The organism is Bradyrhizobium sp. (assembly GCF_016462955.1).
GTDB lineage: Bacteria > Pseudomonadota > Alphaproteobacteria > Rhizobiales > Xanthobacteraceae > Bradyrhizobium.
The window spans coordinates 5,880-8,923 of sequence record NZ_JAEMSD010000163.1; the positions used below are offsets into that span (position 1 = coordinate 5,880).

Consider the following 3,044-nt stretch of genomic DNA (forward strand, 5'->3'; position numbering starts at 1 on the left):
GACGGTGACAGTGCTCGCATCGGGCTTCTGCTTCATTCAGGCTGGCGGTCCGGCGGCGCCGGCGGAGTTGCTGTATCGCTACGGCGGCATGTATGCGGGCGCGATCGCGCGGCATGAATACTGGCGCCTCGTCGCCTATGGCTTCCTGCACGTCAATTTCGTTCATCTCACCATGAATATGCTGTGTCTCGTGCTGTGGGGCGCGCATCTGGAGCGGCGGGTCGGGCCGGCCTATTTCCTCATCATTTATCTCTGCGCGATGGTGCTCGGCGCCGTCATTGGCAATGGCATCCATTCGACGCCGTATTTGACGGTCGGCGCGTCCGGCGCCACGTCGGGCATTCTGGGCGCGCTGCTTTGCTTGTGGATCCTCGGCAAGCTCGAGGTCGGGTTCGATTTCTTCGCGATCAACATCGGCTTGAACATTGCGTTCGCGTTCGGCAATTCGCGGATCGATTGGGGCGTTCACCTCGGTGGTTTTGCGGCCGGGCTGATCATCTGCGCACTGCTGGACTTGGCCGAAAAAGCGAACGTGTGGGTGCTTCGTTGCAAATTTCCCGAACCCGTGAAGGTCAATCTGACCCTGCTCGGGTGCGTCGTCGCGCTGTGGGCCTGGAGCGGTCCGGGCCAGGCGATGGCTGCCAGCGGGTCTGGATGGATCCCGGCTTTCGTTGCCGTGGTTGCGTCTTGCGCGGTCGTGAAAGCGATCGATGTCGCGCTCTCCGTCAGGAGGGGCCTTGCGATCGCCGTAGCGATTCTGGCTTGTATGAACGCGGCCGCCGTGACGCTGTCCGGTTGGGTCCTGGCATCGTCTTGCACCCCGCGCTGGCCCACCGGGGCCGTTCCGCTCGACAACTTGCTCGCCGCATTCTGCCCCAATCCCGTCCTCATTTCCGGGCTCGCCGCGATCGGCGCCGCCGCGCTGACGCTCTGGCTCTGCTCAAAGGAGATATCGCGCGGGATCGAGGATGTTGGATTTGTCGGCGCATCGCTGCGTGCCGAACGCAACCGGCGTCATGGACTATGACCTCGCGGGACGTGCTATAAGCCCGTAGCCCGGGTGAGCGCAGCGATACCCGGGACGGTGAGAGTCAAGTCCCGGATGTCGCTTCGCCCATCCGGGCTACGTTACCGTCGTAGCAGAAACAGATTTCGTACCTATATGCACGGGATCGTTGTTTTCCGGATCGTCTCATGGCCCCCGTTTCCATCCTGCTCAACATCCTCTGGATCCTCTTCGGCGGCGCCTGGATGGCGTTCGGCTGGGTGATCGCCGCGGTCATCATGGCCATCACCATCATCGGCCTGCCCTGGGCGCGGGCGGCGTTCAACATCGCGGTCTACACGCTGCTGCCGTTCGGCTCGCGCGCGGTCAACCGCTACGACGTGACCGGTGTCGAGGATATCGGCACCGGTCCGCTCGGGGTGATCGGCAACATCATCTGGTTCGTGCTCGCCGGCTGGTGGCTGGCGCTCGGCCACCTCCTGACCGCGCTGGCGCTCGCGGTCACCATCATCGGCATCCCCTTCGCCTGGGCACATCTGAAGCTCGCGGGCATCGCGCTCTGGCCGATCGGCAAGGTCATCGTGCCGGCTTGAGGCGAACGCGTAGGATGGGTAGAGCGCCAGCGAAACCCATCATCCGCACCGACACCGAAGCATGATGGGTTTCGCAAGAGCTCTGCCCATCCTACGTCGTCACACAATCTCTCGCACGGTCCGACGAGCAAAACACCCCACATGCAGGTCAAGGGACCAGGCTGCAAAATTTTCTGATTGACCGAATTTGAAGTTTCGGCTAAACCGCATTCATCCTGGCCCGTCAAAGGGGCGTTTCGCGATCGTCACGATACGTAGGCCGGGACGCGATGGACGCGGCAGCGCCGGCGCGTGACGGGACGGCAGGGCGGGCAAACCCGTGAGCCATCACGATCCGCGGCACGACACGGTGCGGTTACAGCGTTTCTTTTCGGCATCGGGGGCGAGCACGCGCGAGCTTCCGGCTGTTCGGGGAGGGACGTCCGCGGACGGCAAAAGCGTGTGGTCCTGACGCCCGGGGTCTGTGCGTCAAGGCTTGTGGTGATGCTGCGGCCCGACCGGGCGCGCGCATCAGTCATCTGCAAGGCGACGGGGGCAATAGTGCATCGCTCCCCGGGGAGAGCGCGCCATAAGTCGTAACACCATTGCGCAGGGAAGGCCGGGCGACCGGCAACACCTGTGGTCACCCCGCGTGCGTCTTGTCGCGTGCGGACCTTCGGGTGCCAGCCGGCGCCCGGCCTTCCCTGCGCCCCTTCCGCTCGGAGGGGGCGAAACGAACAGCAAGCTCGGGCGCCTGCGCCGCGAGACCGCGAGGGCATGTTTATTCCACAACGAGCTCATCTGTGCCCCCCGGACGCAGCGCTATCACGAACGCGGCCAGCAGTTTTGCATCGCCCTAACTTCATCTTGCACTGCGGTAGAAAAATAGCGCAAACTCCGCCGGACCGGGCCGCCAAGGGCGCGAGCAGGGGAGCGAGCCATGTCCCTCCAGACCGTATCATCCGAGAGCACCGAGCCTCGCCCTAACCGTCCCGAGGACGCCCAGGCGCTGGAGGCCGAGGCGCGGCTGCGGGACGACATCCGCCTGCTCGGGCGCATCCTCGGCGACACCGTGCGCGACCAGGAGGGGGCCGATGTGTTCGACCTGGTCGAGCGCATCAGGCAGACCTCGATCCGGTTCCACCGCGACGAGGACAGGCTCGCCCGCCGCGAGCTCGAGCAGATCCTCGACAGCATGTCGACCTCGGAGACGGTGCGGATCGTCCGCGCCTTCAGCTATTTCTCCCACCTCGCCAACATCGCCGAGGACCAGAACAACATCCGCCAGATGCGCGCCCGCGCCGGGGCCAATGGCGGCAGTGCGGGCGTCCTGGCGCAGACGCTGGCCCACGCCAGGGACGCAGGCATCGGCCCCGACCAGCTGCGCAGCTTCTTCAAGACGGCGCTTGTCAGCCCGGTGTTGACGGCGCACCCGACCGAGGTCCGCCGCAAGAGCACCATGGACC

Annotated in this window: 3 protein-coding genes; all 3 read left to right on the top strand. The window is 65.1% G+C overall.

What is annotated here, in order from left to right; translation table 11 throughout:
• Nucleotides 1-88: 88 nt before the first annotated feature.
• On the top strand, nucleotides 89-1,027 hold the full coding sequence (locus JHD07_RS17925; RefSeq protein WP_291624495.1) for a rhomboid family intramembrane serine protease: 939 nt from the start codon (nucleotides 89-91) through the stop codon (nucleotides 1,025-1,027).
• Nucleotides 1,028-1,194: 167 nt separating this feature from the next.
• Complete coding sequence (locus JHD07_RS17930) at nucleotides 1,195-1,599, top strand: YccF domain-containing protein (protein WP_291624491.1); 405 nt, start codon at nucleotides 1,195-1,197, stop codon at nucleotides 1,597-1,599.
• A gap of 919 nt (nucleotides 1,600-2,518) precedes the next feature.
• A partial coding sequence (locus JHD07_RS17935) for a phosphoenolpyruvate carboxylase (protein ID WP_291624492.1) occupies nucleotides 2,519-3,044 on the top strand: 526 nt, incomplete at its 3' end.

What these genes read in the sequence shown, in the direction of transcription:
- JHD07_RS17925 (WP_291624495.1), top strand. Translation starts at nt 89, where the DNA reads ATGTATGCGGGCGCGATCGCGCGGCATGAATACTGGCGCCTCGTCGCC.
- JHD07_RS17930 (WP_291624491.1), top strand. Translation starts at nt 1,195, where the DNA reads ATGGCCCCCGTTTCCATCCTGCTCAACATCCTCTGGATCCTCTTCGGC.